8 protein-coding genes are annotated in these 15,999 nt (G+C 74.9%); 4 read left to right on the top strand and 4 right to left on the bottom strand.

Features of this window, described 5'->3' with window-relative positions:
- The first annotated feature begins 45 nt into the window (after positions 1–45).
- Positions 46–6,546 (top strand): type I polyketide synthase, encoded by a 6,501-nt coding sequence (locus O7619_RS16390; RefSeq protein ID WP_282281777.1) that lies wholly within the window; start codon positions 46–48, stop codon positions 6,544–6,546.
- A gap of 130 nt (positions 6,547–6,676) precedes the next feature.
- Here the strand turns inward: O7619_RS16390 and O7619_RS16385 are convergent, their stop codons facing one another.
- The 3 genes from O7619_RS16385 to O7619_RS16375 form a co-directional block, all read right to left on the bottom strand.
- Positions 6,677–6,871, bottom strand: a complete 195-nt coding sequence (locus tag O7619_RS16385; protein ID WP_282281776.1) for a ferredoxin — start codon at positions 6,869–6,871, stop codon at positions 6,677–6,679.
- A 12-nt stretch (positions 6,872–6,883) separates the two neighbouring features.
- A complete protein-coding gene (locus O7619_RS16380; RefSeq protein WP_282281775.1) occupies positions 6,884–7,999 on the bottom strand; it encodes a cytochrome P450 in 1,116 nt (371 codons plus the stop codon).
- Positions 8,000–8,220: 221 nt separating this feature from the next.
- Positions 8,221–8,478, bottom strand: a complete 258-nt coding sequence (locus O7619_RS16375; protein WP_282281774.1) for a hypothetical protein — start codon at positions 8,476–8,478, stop codon at positions 8,221–8,223.
- 142 nt (positions 8,479–8,620) lie between these two features.
- On the opposite strand from O7619_RS16375, the gene O7619_RS16370 reads away from it, so the two are divergent.
- Positions 8,621–8,830, top strand: a complete 210-nt coding sequence (locus O7619_RS16370; RefSeq protein ID WP_282281773.1) for a DUF5988 family protein — start codon at positions 8,621–8,623, stop codon at positions 8,828–8,830.
- A 32-nt stretch (positions 8,831–8,862) separates the two neighbouring features.
- On the opposite strand, the gene O7619_RS16365 is transcribed toward O7619_RS16370, so the two are convergent.
- Positions 8,863–9,849, bottom strand: coding sequence for a pyridoxal-phosphate dependent enzyme (locus tag O7619_RS16365; RefSeq protein WP_282281772.1), 987 nt, complete (start codon positions 9,847–9,849; stop codon positions 8,863–8,865).
- A gap of 238 nt (positions 9,850–10,087) precedes the next feature.
- On the opposite strand from O7619_RS16365, the gene O7619_RS16360 reads away from it, so the two are divergent.
- Positions 10,088–12,820 carry an AAA family ATPase gene (locus O7619_RS16360; protein ID WP_348774321.1) on the top strand — a complete coding sequence of 911 codons (2,733 nt, stop codon included), beginning with the start codon at positions 10,088–10,090 and terminating at the stop codon, positions 12,818–12,820.
- A gap of 315 nt (positions 12,821–13,135) precedes the next feature.
- Positions 13,136–15,988 carry a LuxR family transcriptional regulator gene (locus O7619_RS16355; RefSeq protein ID WP_282281770.1) on the top strand — a complete coding sequence of 951 codons (2,853 nt, stop codon included), beginning with the start codon at positions 13,136–13,138 and terminating at the stop codon, positions 15,986–15,988.
- Positions 15,989–15,999 lie beyond the last annotated feature (11 nt).

Raw genomic sequence — 15,999 nt, 5'->3', positions numbered from 1 at the left:
GCAACCTGGAGCAGCCCGCTTCGACCGCTGGACGCTGGAGCTGCGATGACGACCTCGACCGACCAGATCGTTGCGGCCCTCCGGGCATCCCTGAAGGAGAACGAGCAGCTACGCCGGCAACAGAGCCGGCTGGCCGACCGGTCCCGCGAGCCCATCGCGATCGTCGGGATGGGCTGCCGCTACCCGGGTGGGGTGCGCACCCCCGAGCAACTGTGGCGGCTGCTCCGCGACGAAACCGACGCGATCTCGGCGTTCCCCGACGACCGGGGCTGGGACACCGACGCCCTCTACGACCCGGACCCGGAGCGCACCGGCACCACCTACGCCCGCGAGGGCGGCTTCCTGCACGACGCCGCCGACTTCGACGCGGACTTCTTCAGCATCAGCCCCCGCGAGGCCCTCACCATCGACCCGCAGCAGCGACTGCTGCTGGAGACCACGTGGGAGGCGCTCGAGGCGGGTGGCATCGATCCGCTGACGCTGCGCCGCAGCCGCACCGGCGTCTTCACCGGCGTGATGTACAACGACTACGGCGCCCGGATCCAACCGATGCCGCCGGAGTTCGAGGGCTTCATCGGCACCGGCAGCGCCGGCAGCATCGCCTCCGGCCGGATCGCCTACACGTTCGGCTTCGAGGGCCCGGCGGTGACCGTGGACACCGCCTGCTCGTCGTCGCTGGTCGCGGTGCACCTCGCGGTGCAGTCGCTGCGCCAGGGTGAGTGCACGCTCGCGCTGGCCGGCGGCGTGACGGTGATGGCCACCCCGCGGCTGTTCGTGGAGTTCAGCCGGCAGCGGGGGCTGGCGCCGGACGGCCGGTGCAAGCCGTTCGCGGCCGGCGCCGACGGCACCGGCTGGGGCGAGGGCGCCGGCCTGCTGCTGCTGGAGCGGCTGTCGGACGCCGAACGCCACGGTCACCAGGTGCTCGCCGTCATCTCCGGCAGCGCGGTCAACCAGGACGGCACCAGCAGTCAGCTCACCGCCCCGAACGGGCCGTCGCAGCGGCGGGTGATCCGCGACGCGCTTGCCGCCGCCCGCCTCGAACCGGCCGACGTGGACGCGGTGGAGGCGCACGGCACCGGCACCACGCTCGGCGACCCGATCGAGGCGCAGGCGCTGCTCGCCACGTACGGCCAGGACCGGCCCGCCGACCGGCCGTTGCGGCTCGGCTCGATCAAGTCGAACATCGGCCACGCCCAGGCCGCGGCCGGGGTCGCCGGGATCATCAAGATGGTCCTGGCCCTGCGGCACGGGATGCTCCCGCGCACCCTGCACGTGGACGCGCCGAGCCCGCACGTGGACTGGACGGCCGGGCAGGTCGCGCTGCTGACCGAGGCCCGGTCGTGGCCGCGCGGGGAGCGGGTCCGCCGGGCCGGCGTGTCGTCGTTCGGCATCAGCGGCACCAACGCCCACGTCATCGTCGAGGAGGCCCCGGCGACCGAGGCGCCCACCGGCGACGACACCGCGCCGGTCCCCACCGCCGACGCCGCGCCGTGGCTGCTCTCCGCACGGACCGCACCGGCCCTGCGGGCCCAGGCCGCGCGGCTGCGCGACCTGGTCGCCGAGCGGCCCGACCTGGACCCGGCCGGGATCGCCGCGGCGCTTGCCACGACCCGGGCCGTACTCGACCACCGGGCGGTCGTGCTCGCCGGCGACCGGGTGGCCGCGCTCGACGCGCTCGCCGCGGGCGACGCGCCGGCGGGCGTGGTGACCGGCGTGGCCGCCGGAGACCCGGGCCGGGTGGTCTTCGTCTTCCCCGGCCAGGGCTCGCAGTGGGTGGGCATGGCGGGTGGGCTGCTCGACGCCAGCGCCGAGTTCCGGGACCGGATCGCCGAGTGCGCCGAGGCGCTGCGCCCGCACACCGACTGGGACCTGCTGCCGGTGCTGCGCGACGAGCCGGGAGCGGCGTCGCTGGACCGGGTGGACGTGGTGCAGCCCGCGCTGTTCGCGGTGATGGTCGCCCTCGCCCGGCTCTGGGAGTCGTACGGGGTGCGGCCGGACGCGGTCGTCGGACACTCCCAGGGGGAGATCGCCGCCGCCCACATCGCCGGCGTGCTGAGCCTGCCGGACGCCGCCCGGGTGGTCGCGCTGCGCAGCCGTGCCCTCGGCGTGCTGGCCGGCACCGGCGCGATGGCCTCGGTCCCGTTGCCCGCCGACCTGGTCCGGGCGCGGCTGGAGGCCGCCGGCGCGGTGACCATCGCCGCGGTCAACGGCCCGGCCGCCACCGTGGTGGCCGGCACCCCGGAGGCCGTCGCCGCGCTCGTCGCCGCCGCGCAGGCGGACGGGGTGGACGCCCGCACCGTCCCGGTGGACTACGCCTCGCACTGCGACCACGTGGAGGCGGTCCGGGAGACGCTGCTGGCCAGCCTGGCCGGCATCACCCCACGGCCCGCGGAGATCGCGTTCTACTCCACCGTGGACGGCGAGGAGCCGGAGCCCGCCGTCCTGGACGCCGACTACTGGTACCGCAACCTGCGCCGGACGGTCCGGCTGGCGGACGTCACCCGGCTGCTGCACGAGCGCGGGCACCGGGTCTTCGTCGAGATCAGCCCGCACCCGATCCTGACCATGCCGATCCAGGAGACGCTCGACGAGCGGGCCGACGCCGCGCCCGGACTCACCATCGGCACCCTGCGCCGCGACGAGGGCGACCTCGTCCGCTTCCACGCCTCGCTGGCCCGGGCGCACGTCGGCGGCGTACCCGTCGACTGGCGGATCCCGTCCGGGCCGCGCGTCGACCTGCCCACCTACGCCTTCCAGCGCGACCGGTTCTGGCTGCCGACCCCGTCCGGGGCCGGCGACGTCACCTCGGCCGGCCTCAGCGCCACCACGCATCCGCTGCTCGGCGCCGCCGTATCGCTCGCCGACGGGGACGCGACGGTGCTCACCGGGCGGCTGTCGCTGCACGCCCAGCCGTGGCTGGCCCAGCACGCGGTCTTCGGCCGGATCCTGCTGCCGGCCGCCGCCCTGGTCGACCTCGCCGTGCACGCCGGCGACGGCGTCGGCTGCGACCGGGTGGAGGAGCTGACGTTGCAGGCGCCGCTCGTGCTGCCGGTGACCGGCGGGCTGGCCCTCCAGGTCACGGTCGCGGCGGCGGACGCCGGCGGCCGGCACCCGGTCACCGTGCACAGCCGGCCGGACTCCGACGAGGACGGCACGGACCGGCCCTGGACGCTGCACGCCGCCGGGCTGCTGGCCCCGGCCGACCCCGGCGACGAGCCGGACGCCGGCCCGGGACCGCTCACCGGCGCCTGGCCGCCGCCGGGCGCCACCGCGATCCCGCTCGACGGCCACTACGAACGGCTCGACCGGCAGGGGTACGGCTACGGCCCGCTCTTCCGTGGCCTGCGCGCCGCCTGGCGGCTCGGCGACGAGGTGTACGCCGAGGCCCAGCTCCCCGACGGCACCGACGCGGCCGGTTTCGGCCTGCATCCCGCGCTGCTCGACGCCGCCCTGCACGCCGCCGGGCTCACCGGCGCGGCCCCGGTTGGTGACGGCGAGGTGCTCCTGCCGTTCTCCTGGTCCGACACCGCGTTGCTGGCCTCCGGCGCGACCGGGCTGCGGGTCCGGGTGCGCCCGGCCGGCGCCGGCAGCGTGACGCTGGACCTGGCCGACCCGGCCGGTGGCCCGGTGGCGCGGGTCGGCGCGCTCGCGGTCCGGCCGGTCTCCGCCGCCGCGCTCGCCACCACCCGCGAGCCGCACCACGACTGGCTGTTCCACCTGGACTGGGCCACCGCGCCGGCCGCCGGGTCCGGCGCGGAGACGCCGCCGCGCGCGGTGGTACACGGCGACGACCCGTACGGGCTGGCCGCGCACCTGCCGCCGGCCACGACCGGGGACCCCGAGGTGACGGTCGCGACGCTGCCGATCCCGGGCGGGGACCTGCCGGACCGCGTCCGCGCCGCCGTCCGTACCGCCCTCGACCTGCTCCGCGAGCACCTGGCCGCGGACCGGCCCCGACTCGTCCTGGTGACCGCCGGGGCGGTGCGTGCGGTGCCGGGTGACGACGTCCGGGTCGATCCGGCCGCCGCCGCGGCGTGGGGACTGCTGCGCTCGGCGCAGTCCGAACACCCCGGCCGGCTGACCCTCGTCGACCTGGACCGGGATCCGGCCTCGACGGCCGCGCTGGCCGGTGTGCTGGCGCTCGACGAGCCGCAACTCGCCGTCCGGCAGGGCGTCGTGCAGGTGGCCCGGCTGGCCCGCGCCGACACCGCGCCCGCCCTGCCGCTGCCGGACGCCCCCGCATGGCGACTGCACTGGCAGGAGGACTCCACCGGCGGTGGCACCCCGGACAACCTGCTGATCCGCGCGTGGCCGGAGGCGGACCAGCCGCTGGAGCCCGGCCAGGTGCGCCTCGCCGTACGGGCCGGCGGGCTCAACTTCCGCGACGTGCTGATCAGCCTCGGCCTGGTCCGCAACGACGGCCGGCCGCTCGGCGGCGAGGCCGCCGGGGTGGTGCTGGAGACCGGTCCGGGGGTCGACGAGTTCACCCCCGGCGACCGGGTGATGGGCCTGGTCTCCGGCATCGGCCCGATCGCCGTCACCGACCACCGGTTGCTCACCCGGATGCCGCCGAACTGCACGTTCGCCGAGGCCGCCACCATCCCGGTGGTCTACCTGACCGCCTTCTACGGGCTGGTCGACCTGGCGAAGATCCAGCCGGGCGAGACGCTGCTGCTGCACGCGGCGACCGGCGGGGTCGGCATGGCGACGATCCAGCTCGCCAGACACTGGGGTGTCGAGGTGTACGGCACGGCCAGCCCGGGCAAGTGGGACACCCTGCGGGCGTTGGGTCTGGACGACGCGCACATCGCCTCGTCCCGGACCCTGGAGTTCGCCGACGCGTTCCTCGCGGCGACCGGCGGCCAGGGCGTGGACGTGGTGCTCAACTCGCTGGCCAAGGAGTACGTCGAGGAGTCGCTGCGGCTGCTGCCGCGCGGCGGCCGGTTCCTGGAGATGGGCAAGACCGACATCCGGGACCCGCAACGGATCGCCGACGACCACCCCGGCGTCACCTACCAGGCGTACGACCTGATGGACGGCGGCGCGGACCGGGTCAAGGAGATGCTCGACGAGTTGTCGGTCCTGTTCGACGACGGCACGCTACGGCCGCTGCCGGTGACCGCGTGGGACGTGCGTCGCGCCCCCGAGGCGTTCCGTTACCTGAGCCAGGCCCGGCACACCGGCAAGGTGGTGCTCACCGTGCCGTCCGCGCTCGACCCGGACGGCACGGTGCTGGTCACGGGCGGCACCGGCGTGCTCGGCGGCCTGGTGGCCCGCCGGCTGGTCGACGAGCACGGCGCCCGGCACCTGCTGCTCACCAGCCGGCGCGGGCCGGACGCGGCGGGCGCGGAGACGTTGCGCGACGAGCTGACCGCGGCCGGCGCCGACGTGACGATCGCCGCCTGCGACCTCGCCGACCGCGAGTCCCTGGCCGCGCTGGTGGCCGGGATTCCCGCGGCGCATCCGCTGACCGCTGTCGTCCACGCGGCCGGGGTGCTCGACGACGCCACCGTGGACGCGCTCACGCCGGAACAGCTCGACCGGGTGCTGCGCCCCAAGGTGGACGCCGCGTGGCACCTGCACGAGCTGACCGCCGGGCTGCCGCTCGACGCGTTCGTCATGTTCTCCTCGGCCGCCGGCACCCTCGGCGGCCCCGGTCAGGGCAACTACGCGGCGGCGAACGCGGCGCTCGACGCCCTGGCCGTGCACCGCCGCGGCCGGGGCCGGCCGGCGCTCGCGCTGGCCTGGGGTCTCTGGGCCGAGGCCAGCGGCATGACCGGTCACCTCGGCCGGGCCGACCTGGCCCGGCTCGGACGGACCGGCATGCTCGCCCTGAGCACGGCGGACGGGCTCGACCTGTTCACCGCCGCGTGGCCGTCCGCGCTGCCGGTGCTGGCGCCGGTCCGGGTCGACGCGCGGGCGCTGCGCGCCCAGGTCGAGGCCGGCGTCGCGCCACCGATTCTGCGCGGGCTGGTCCGCGGCGCGGCCCGGCGCAGCGCCGCCGGGGTCACCGTGGACGCCTCGGCTCTGGCCCGGCAACTCGCCTCGGTCTCCCGGGACGAGGGACGGGCGATCCTGCTGGAGCTGGTCCGCACCCAGGTCGCCACCGTGCTCGGGCACGCCTCCGCCGCCGAGGTGGACGCCGGGCGCGCGTTCAAGGACTTCGGCTTCGACTCGCTCACCGCGGTGGAGCTGCGTAACCGCCTGAACGCGGCGGTCGGGCTGCGGCTGCCGGTGACGATGGTCTTCGACTATCCGACGCCGGAGGCGCTTGCGGGCTTCCTGCACGGTGCCGTCGCCCCGGCCGACGAGGACGCGGCGGCGACCGCGGTGCTCGCCGAGATCGGCCGGCTGGAGGCGCGGATCATGGCGCTGGAGCCGGGCGAGGGGGCCGAGCGGCGCATCGAGGAACGGCTGCGTGGCCTGCTCTGGAAGTGGACCGAGAGGCACACCCCCACGGCCGCCGAGCCGGACGCGGCGGAGGACCTCTCGGTCGCCAGCGACGACGAACTCTTCGCGATGCTGGACGGGGAACTCGGCGCCTGATCGACCGACGGCGGGCACGGCAGGCGGTGGACCGCCTGCCGTGCCCGCCGGCTTATGACCGCCTGCCACAGGGAAAGGCCGCGTGCCCCCGGCCCGAAGGCCGGGGGCACGCGTGGAGGGGGGTGTGTGGTCAGTCGTCGGTGAGGGTGAGCGCCTGCGAGGGGCAGAGCAGCACCGCCTGCTCCACCCCGGCGATGTCGTCGTCGGGCCGCTCACGGAGCAGCAGCACGCGACCGTCGTCCTCGTCCTGGTCGAAGACCGTGTCGGCGGAGAGCACACACTGCCCCGCGCCGACACATGCCTCCCGGTCCGCGGTGATCCTCATGTCGGCGCCGCCCTACCAGGACACCGGCATCTCGGCCAGCCCGTAGATGCTGGCCTCGTCCTTCAGCGGCAGCTCCGACACCGGCACGGCGAGGCGCAGCGTGGGCACCCGCTCGAAGAGCGTCCGGTAGACGATCTCCAGCTCCAGGCGGGCGAGGTTCTGGCCCAGGCACTGGTGGATGCCGTAGCCGAAGGCGACGTGCGACTTGGCGCCCCGATCGATGTCGAACGTGTCCGGACGCTCGTAGTGGCCGGGATCCCGGTTCGCGCCGCTGAGCAGGGCGATGATGCCGTCGCCCTTGCGGATGGTCACGCCACCGATCTCGATGTCGTCGAGCGCCACCCGGGACCCGCCGGACACGTCCACGATGCTCAGGTAGCGCAGCAGCTCGTCCACGGCGCGGACCGCGAGGGTGCCGTCGTCGGTGAGCTTCGCCAACTGGTCCGGGTTCTGGATGAAGGAGAGCGTGCCCAGCGAGATCATGTTGGCGGTGGTCTCGAAGCCCGCCATCAGCAGCAGCATCGACAGCCCCACCAGGTGCGCGTGGTCGTAGTTGCCGGCCTCGCGGTACTTGGTGATCAACCGGCCGATCAGATCCTCGTCGCTCGGCGCGGCCTCCTTGCCGGTGACCAGCTTGTCCATGTACATCAGCAGGCCGGCGCCGGCCTGCATCCGCTCCATCTGGGTGGACTTGCGGTTGAACGCGACGAGCGTGCGCTCCTGGAAGAACCCGTGGTCGGTGTAGGGCACGCCGAGCAGGTCACAGATGACGAGCGACGGCACCGGCAGGGACAGGGCGGTCACCAGGTCGGCCGGCTGCTCCTGCTTGAGCAGGTTGTCGATGCACTCGTCGACGATCGCCTGGATGCGGGGACGCATCGCGGCGAGCTTCTTGACGGTGAACTCGTTGATCAGCATCCGCCGGTGCACGGTGTGCTCCGGCGGGTCGAGCCCCACCAGGGACTTGCTGACGAGCGAGATGGCGCCCATCGCCTGCCCGTCCATCTCGACGAGGTGCGGGTAGGCCGGATCGAGGCGGTTCACGCTGACCCGGGAATCGGCCAGGATCTGGCGCAGGTAATCGTGACCCAGAATGAGCCAGGCGGTCCTGCCGGTCGGGAGCGTCACCTTCGAGATCGGCTGCTCGGCGGCAATTTTCGCATAGCCGGCGGGCGGATCGACCGGGCAGGTGCGAGGCATCGGGAATGCGGGCGGAATTGCCGCGGCGACATCGTCCATTGCGATTACCAATCGTCGGTCCAGTGGCCGAAGCTGATCGTATTATCGCGCCGAACGGGCTCGACACCCCTAACCTGCCCCCTATGCCGGCGGGGTCGCAGGGGTCGGGCTCATCCGGCCTCGTCGTTGGTTTGCAGGGCGGCGGCCAGCCGCAGCCAGGCGCGGTGCTCGTCCGCCGTCAACGGCCGCTCGGGCAGGTCGCGTTCCGCCGGGTTCCCGCTGATCGGGCCGAACCGGCCGGACCGCCCGCCGCGCGGGCACAACAGCAGTTCGAGGCGGACGACGACACCGAACGCCCATGTGCGCCCGCGGGCCCGCAACCGACGGGATATCCGCGAACCCAGGTCGCGAAAGCGATTGTCCGGCATCCTTCTTTCCCGTCACTAATACGACGCTTAAGTGGACCGCCATGCGCCGAAACGGTTTTCCTGAGGGTTGACAGCCATTTCCGCGCCGCCTTAGCGTGAGAAGCGCCACGAATTCGGCGCGGCACTATGGAGGTGTCGAATCATGACCGATGTCCGCTACGAGGAATGCCGCCTGGAAGGCGGCCCCGGCTACCTGCCGGACAACCTACGGAATCCGCAGGTGCTCATGGCCGAGAACAAGGTGAAAGTCATGTTCTACAACGCGTGGGAGCACTTCGAGCGGATGGACGAGTTCACCGAGACCGGCGTGCCGATCTTCCGCTGGACGATGCAGACCAGAGCCGCGGAGTGACCGGGGTGCCCGGTCCGGCCGGGCACCCCGTCTCAACCCTGGTGACCGGCCAGCAGGCGGGTGACCACGCCACTGTCGACGTTCCCGCCGCTGAGCAGCACGCCGATGTCCCGACACCGGTCGCCGGGGCGGGACGACAGCCGCAGCGCGGCGGCCAGGGCGGTGGCCGCCGCCGGCTCGACCAGCAGGCGGGCATGCATCAGGACCGCACACAGCGCGGACGCGATCTCCGCCTCCTCGACGGTGACCACGTCCGCGACCCGGCCCCGGGCGAGGGCGAAGGGCAACTGCCCGATGCGGTCCGGCCGGAGGCCGTCCGCGATCGTCGGTCGCGTCCGGACGGTCACCGGGCGCCCCGCCCGCAGCGCCTCGGTCAGGGCCGGCACCGCCGCCGGCTCGGCCGCTACCACCCGCACGTCCTCGCCCTCGGCGGCGAGACAACCTCCGGCGACCGCGCTGCCACCGCCGACCGGCAGCACGATCGCGTCCAGGCGGCCACCCGCGGCGCGTACCTGCGCCAGCATCTCGGCCGTGGCACTGCCCTGACCCGCGACGACGTCGGGATCCTCGTAGGGGTCGACGACGTCCAGCCCGCGCGTGCGCCGCACCTCGGCCAGCACCGCGAGACGCTCGGCGAGCGTGGTGCCGGCAAGCACCACCTCGGCGCCCGCCGCGCGGATCCGGCGCAGCTTGCCGGGGGCGATGTCGGTCGGCAGCACCACGGTCGCCGGCACGCCCACCTCCCGCGCGGCCCGGGCGACCGCGATCGCGTGGTTGCCGGTGCTCTGCGCCAGCACCCCGGCGGTGCCGGCGCCGGCCAGCCGCCCGACCGCGAGCAGCGCCCCGCGCATCTTGAACGAGCCGCCGATCTGCAGGCACTCGGCCTTGAGCCACAGCCGGGCGCCGGCGAGCCGGTCCAGTTCGTCGTCCCGTACCACCGGGGTGGTCACGACGCGGGCGGCCAGCCGCCGGGCCGCGGCACGCACACTCTCCGGCGTCGGCGCCTCGGCGACCGTCATGACTGCCGCACCGCGTTGTTCTGTCCCTGTCACCACCGCAGCGTGGGCGTTCCGGCCAACGTATCGCTAAAGCTGCCCTTCAGCCGCGGACCCGATCGACCCCGGTGCGCGCGTGTCCGGGTTGTGACCGGCTCGCCTGGGGATTACCGTGATGTCGCCGTTCTGGTGGTCGCCCGGGTTTCACCATTCCGTGGACCGATCGTCGAGACCCCGGGACGTGACGTGAGGGGACCGACTGGTGCGGTTGGTGGAACGCGACGAGCAGCTCGCACTGCTCGAGCGAATGTTTTCCGATGATCTCGGTCCCGACATGGTGGTCGTGAACGGGCCGGTCGCCTCCGGCAAGACCCGGCTGTTGGACACGTTCGCCCGGCAGGCGACCCGGCACGGTGCACGCATCGCGGTCGCCGGGGCGTCGCCCGGGCCGGGCGTCCCGCCCTTCGACGTGTTCCGGCAGCTCTGCCCCGACCTGCCGCTGCCCGCCCGGACCGGCCGGGAGATCGCCGAGCGGCTGGCCGCGGCGTACGAGCTGACCACCGACGACGAGACGGACGAGACCGTACGGCAGATCTGTCGCCTTCTCGACCAGGCTCCCCCGCGTCCCGCCGACGGCGTGCCGCTTGTCATCGTGGTCGACGACGTCCACCACGCCGACGCGGCGTCCCTGCGCTGCCTGTCCCACCTGATGCGGGACCCGCAGCCGGCGCTGGTCCGGCTGGTGGCGGCGGAGGCGGAACGGGTCGGCCCGCGCCCACCGGCGCTCACCGCTCTGCTGCGCCCGGCCCGGGTCCGCCGGACGACCCTCGCCATGCTGTCCGAGTCCGGCGTCGCCGAGGTTCTCGCCGACCGTTGCGGCGCCGAGCTGGCGCGTCAGCTCGGCGCCGAGTGCCACCGGGTCACCGGCGGCAACCCGTTGCTGGTGCGGGCCCTGCTGGACGACTCCTTCGGCCGGTCGGACGCGACCAGCCGGCTGGTCGCCGGCGCGGCGTTCCGCGACGCGGTGCTCGCCTGCCTCCACCGGTGCGAGCCCGACGTGCTCGACCCGGTCCGCGTGCTTGCCGTCGCCGGTGGCGGGCTCTCCCGCGCCGCCCTCGCCGACGTGCTCGGTCCGGGCGCGGCGTCGACGCTGCCGGCCCTGCGGCCCGGGACCACGGCCGGTCTGGTCACCGACGGGGATCTCGGCGATTCCGCGCTGGCGCGGGCGGTGCTCGACGGGCTGCCCGACCGGGCCCGGGCCGATCTGCACGGACGGGTCGCCGCCGCCCTGCACCGCGCGGGTGCGCCGGCCACCGCCATCGCGCCCCACCTGCTCGCCACCGACCCGGCCGCCGAGCCGTGGATGGCCCAGAGCCTGCTCGACGCGGCGGCCCAACTGTCCGACACGGAGCCCGAACTCGCCCAGCGCTGGCTCCGGCACGCCGCTTGGCACTGCGACGACGAGGCCCAGCAGGCCCGCATCCGGATCGCTCTCACCGACCTCCAGCTACGGTTCGACCCGGACGCCGGGCTGCGGCAGTTGGCCGGTGTCCCGGCCGCGGTCCGCACCGCCGGCCTCGACCGGGCCCGGTCCATCGAGCCGATCCGCCACCTGCTGTGGTTCGGCCGGGTCACCGAGGCGAGCGAGGTGTGGCACCACGCGACCGGCACCCACCCGGGCGACGCGGCCGATCTCCACCTGTCCGGCCGCTGGATCGACCTGCTGTTCCCGGAGCTCGCGGCGGCACAGCGGGACGGACCGCACCGCCCGCCGCTCGACCGGGCCGGGGCGGCCACGCTGCGTACGCGCCTGGCCGGCATCGCCGGTCTGGAAACCGCGGTACGCCGGGGCGGGGACAACGGCGTCGTCGACGCGGCCGAGCACGCGCTGGGGGCGCGCGGGGCGCGGGAGCCGGTGTACTGGACCCTGGTCTGGCCGCTGGCCACGCTCGTGTTCGCCGACCGGTTGGACCGGGCCGACGCCTGGTGCGGGGCGCTGCTCGCCGGTCCCGCGCTCGACCGGTTGTCGGCGTCGCTGCTCACCGCGATCCGGGCCGAGATCGCGCTGCGCCGCAGTGACCCCCGGACCGCCTACCACCTCGCGGACGAGGCGTTGCAGGGGCTCTCCGCGCCGGCCTGGGGGGTCGCCATCGGTCTTCCGCTCGCCGTGGCGGTGCGGGCGCTCACCGACCTGGGGCAGCTCGACGAGGCAGCCGTTCGGCTCCGCACCCCGGTGCCCACGGTGATGTTCGACAGCGTGTTCGGGTTGTTCCATCTCCGGGCCCGGGGCGTCCACGCGATGGCCGGCGGCGCGGACCGGTTCGCGCTGCGCGACTTCCGGCGGTGCGGCGAGCTCATGCGCCGCTGGGGTTACGACCTGCCCGCACTGGTGCCGTGGCGGACCGAGGCCGCCCGCGCGCTGCTCAGGCTGGGCCGCCGGAGCGCCGCCGAACACCTGGTCCGGGAGCAGCTCGACCGGCTCGGCGCCGGGCATCCGGCCGAACGCGGCGCCGCCCTGCGTACCCTCGCCGGCTGTGTCGGCCTGCCCGATCGCGCGGCCACGCTCGAGGACGCGATCCGGGCCCTGGAGGTGTCGAGCGACCGGATCGAGCTGGCGCGGGCGCTTCACGAGTTGGCCGGCGTCCTGCGTCTCACCGAGGACCACAGGCGGGCCGGCCGCGCCGCCCGCCGGGCGGAGCGGGTGGTCGAGCAGTGGAGCCTCGACCCCTATTCCGCCGGCCGCGGGGCGCCCGGCGAGCCGACCTGGACGGCCACCCCGCTGCCGGAGGCGGTACGCGGATTGACCGCCGACGAGGTGCGGGTGGCCACCCTGACCGCGCAGGGGCACACCAACCGTGAGATCGCGGGCCGCCTCTTCCTGACCACCAGCACGGTGGAGCAGCAGCTCACCCGGATCTACCGGAAGTTGTCGGTGAGCGGGCGGGGCGAGCTCGCGGCCCGGCTGCTCGCCACGAACGCCACCGACACCGACTAGCCACGGGCACCTCCATATCCATCGCCTCGCCGCCGGTCAACCCCTAGGGGCCACAACGGGACTCCATCCCGGGGGGCGGGTCGGAAACAGTGGGGTGATCCGTCGTTGCGCAGCGCGACGACACCTTGGAACACTCGGCATGTTTCCCGCATCGGCCGCCCGGGCCCGCGGTCCGCCCGGACCGAACGGATCGTCGACGGTCCCGGCGTCCACACCGGAGGCTGCCACGCGCGAACGAACGATGTCCCGGACGTGATCGACCATGCCTGCGCAGAGAACACGGCCTGCGCCCTCGGGGGGAGGGAAGCTCGCTCGATGCCACTTGTGGAGCGACAGGAACAGCTGAGTACGGTGTCCGGCGCGTGGCGTGACGCGCGCGCCGGACGAGGTCAGGTGGTGCTCGTCACCGGTGGGGCCGGCAGCGGCAAGACGGCCCTGCTGGAGGCGTTCGCGGACGAGGTCCACTCCGCCGGCGGACGCACGCTGAGCACGGACGGTTCGTTCACCGGACGCGGCACCCCGCTCGCGTCGATCGCCCAACTCTTCGAGCATGCCGCCGTCCCGGACGCGGTCACGGACCGCGTCCGCCGGATGATCCTCGCCGTCACCTCGCGCCCGCCCACCGGCGGGACCGACCCGCTCGACCCACACGCCGCGAACGGTCCCGCGCTGACCGCGCTGCTCGGCGCCGTCGTCGCCGCGCTGTTCGCCCTGGCCGGCGTCGCGCCGCTCTGCATCGTGATCGACGGACTGCACGAGGTCGACGCGATGTCCCTGTTCTGCCTCACGCACCTGGCACGACGCATCCGTCGTGCCCCGATCATGCTGGTGCTCGCCGAATCTCCCCAGGCCGTGCCCACGCGCCCCGAGTTCCGCGCCGAGCTGCTCAGCTCACCGCACCTCTGCCGGATAGCACTGCCTCCGTTGTCGGAAAAGGGACTGGCCGAGCTGATCGCCGAGCACACCGACCCGGTCACCGCGCACGAGATCGCCGGCGAGGCGCACCGGACCACCGGCGGCAGTCCCCTGCTCGCCCGCGCGTTCGTCGACGACTGGCTGGCCGAGCACACCCGGACGCCCGGCGTCGCCGGCCACACCTTCGACCAGGCGGTGCTCTCCTGCCTCTACCGGCAGGAGCCGCAGACCCGCGCCGTGGCCCACGCCGCCGCCGTCCTCGGCCGGCCGGCGCCGCCGGAGACCATCGGGCAGATGCTCGACATCGTCCCCGAGGCGGTGACCCGCGCCATGCGGGTCCTGGAGAGCGCCGGCCTGGCCGACGGCGACCGGCTGCGTCATCGGCGGATCAGCGAGCGGATCCTCGCGGCCGTCCCGGACGAACAGCGGCGGGACCTGCACCGCCGGGCGGCCACCGCCCTGTTCGCGCACAGCGCCTCCCCCGACGCGGTGGCCGGGCAACTCGTTTCGGCCGGCTGGGCCGGCGCGAGCTGGGCGGTCTCCTCCCTGCACGAGGCGGCCGAGCACGAGCTGTCGCGGGGGCGGGCCGACCGGGCGAACGTCTATCTCCACCTGGCCCAGCGCGGGCCGCTCGACCCACGGCAGCGCGCCGCCGCGCGGATGATGCTGCTGCACGCCCGTTGGCAGCTCAATCCGCGGTCGGCGGCGCCGCAACTCGACGAGATCGTGCTGCGCCTGCGCCGCGGCGCCCCGGCCTCGGAGGCCGCGAGCGCCGTCCCTTACCTGCTGTGGCAGGGGCGCGTCGAGGACGCCACGGAGGCGTTGCGGCTTCGCCGGCCGGACACCGCGTCACCGGCGCGGATCCGCATCGCGGAGATGCTCCTCGCGCTGATGCGCCCCGGATCGGGCGATCCGGACCGGCCGGGTGAACCCGGGCTGGCCGAGTCGGCGGTCCACCCCTGCCTCGACGCGATCGGGGCGCTCGGCACGGCGCTGGAGCCCGGGCGGGCGGCGGAGGCCGCACAGGCCGCCGATCTGCTGCTGAGCCGCTACCGCCCGACGTCGGTCGACCCGGCCGTACTCGCCCCGGCGGTGGCCGCGCTCACCTACGCGGGCTGCCCGGCCAGCAGCCTCGGATGGCTCGACGAGCTGGCCACCGACGACGCGGTCGCGCACCGGCCGACCTGGACGGCGGTCCTCCACGCGCTGCGGGCCGAGGCACTGCTGCGGACCGGCTCGCTGACCGGGGCCGCGCACCACGCGAGCGCGGCGCTCACCGGCGTGTCGCCGCACGGGTGGGGCGTCGCCGTCGGCGTGCCCCTGGCCACGCTCGTCTACGCCGCCACGACCGCGGGCCGGCTCGACGACGCGGAGAAGCACCTGGCCCGGCCGGTGCCGGAGGCGATGTTCCGCACCCCGTTCGGCCTGCCATATCTACAGGCTGCCGCCCGCCACCACCTGGCGACCGGGCGGGCCCGCACCGCCGCCAACGAGCTGCGGCTGTGCGGCAGCCTGATGACCCGGTGGGGCATGGACACCGACGGCCTGGTGCCGTGGCGGCTCGAACTCGCCCGCGTCGAACTGCACCTGGGCCAGCGGGCCGCCGCGGCCGAACTGGTCCGCGCCCAGTTGGACCGGCTCGACGACCGCCGGCCGGACGAGGCGGCCCGGCACCACGCGCGTACCCGGGGCGTCGCGATGCGGCTGCTGGCCGCCACGCTGCCGGCCCACCAGCGCGGGCCGCTGCTGTCCGAGGCCGCCGACCTGTTGGAGGGTGCGGGCGACCGGCTGGAGCTGGCGTGCGCGCTCGCCGACCAGGGGCACGCGTTGCGGGCCGCCGGCGACGGCGCCCGCGGCCGGCTGCGGATCCGGCGGGCCGCGCAACTGGCCGAGGAGTGCGGCGCGGAACCCATCGGTCTGCAGTTGCTGCGCGGCGGCTCCGGCCGGGCCGAGGCCGCGCCGGTCGAGAAGGTGGCCGAGCCGACCGCTCCGGCCGAGCCCACGGTGCTGGTGCCGCGGGGGTCCCCGGCGGAGCGTTGCCTCGACGAGCTCACCGACGCCGAACGGCGGGTGGCGATGCTGGCCGCGCACGGCTACACCAACAAGCAGATCTCCGGGCGGCTGTACATCACGGTCAGCACCGTCGAGCAGCACCTCACCCGCATCTACCGCAAGCTGAAGGTCAAGCGCCGTTCCTCGCTGGCCGCGGAGCTGCTGGGCCGGGACGAGAGCGGCCTGGACGACGTGTCGTAGCCGGCCGGCGG

Source organism: Micromonospora sp. WMMD998 (assembly GCF_029581235.1).
Lineage (GTDB): Bacteria > Actinomycetota > Actinomycetes > Mycobacteriales > Micromonosporaceae > Micromonospora.
The sequence above is the reverse complement of the archived record's forward strand: the minus strand, read 5'-3'. Positions and strand labels throughout refer to the sequence as shown.

Bases quoted from the DNA above. Each gene is read 5' to 3' on its own strand.
- O7619_RS16390 (WP_282281777.1), top strand. From the start codon at position 46: ATGACGACCTCGACCGACCAGATCGTTGCGGCCCTCCGGGCATCCCTG.
- O7619_RS16355 (WP_282281770.1), top strand. From the start codon at position 13,136: ATGCCACTTGTGGAGCGACAGGAACAGCTGAGTACGGTGTCCGGCGCG.
- O7619_RS16365 (WP_282281772.1), bottom strand. From the start codon at position 9,849: ATGACGGTCGCCGAGGCGCCGACGCCGGAGAGTGTGCGTGCCGCGGCC.
- O7619_RS16370 (WP_282281773.1), top strand. From the start codon at position 8,621: ATGACCGATGTCCGCTACGAGGAATGCCGCCTGGAAGGCGGCCCCGGC.
- O7619_RS16375 (WP_282281774.1), bottom strand. From the start codon at position 8,478: ATGCCGGACAATCGCTTTCGCGACCTGGGTTCGCGGATATCCCGTCGG.
- O7619_RS16385 (WP_282281776.1), bottom strand. From the start codon at position 6,871: ATGAGGATCACCGCGGACCGGGAGGCATGTGTCGGCGCGGGGCAGTGT.